This window comes from Pseudomonas sp. AU12215 (assembly GCF_001675465.2).
Classification (GTDB): Bacteria; Pseudomonadota; Gammaproteobacteria; order Pseudomonadales; family Pseudomonadaceae; genus Pseudomonas; species Pseudomonas nitroreducens.
Genome location: NZ_MACM02000116.1, coordinates 1 through 292, shown reverse-complemented (window position 1 = coordinate 292; position 292 = coordinate 1). Strand labels below are relative to the sequence as shown.

General features: G+C 65.1%; 1 pseudogene. It reads right to left on the bottom strand.

Features of this window, described 5'->3' with window-relative positions:
* Positions 1-292 (bottom strand): annotated as a pseudogene (istB, locus tag A9513_RS15380) (IS21-like element ISPst3 family helper ATPase IstB); the annotation flags it as partial.

Genomic DNA, 292 nt, shown 5'->3' with positions numbered 1-292 from the left:
GAGCTTGGGCGATCCGCCCGGCTTTGCCGTCGTGCTTTTCGCGCTCCAGCAGATTGACCAGATCGACCGTGGAGTAGAAGCGCACGCGCTTGCCGTGCCGGGTGATGCCGGACACGGCCAGCGCAGTGGCCAGGTGGGTTTTACCGGTGCCAGGCCCACCGATCAGCACCACGTTCTGCGCGGTGTCGGTAAAGGCCAGACTGGCCAGTTCGCTGATCAAACGAGCGTCTGCGCTGGAGGCGCTGAAGTCGAAGCCGGCCAGGTCGCGGTGCATCGGCAGCTTGGCCATGTT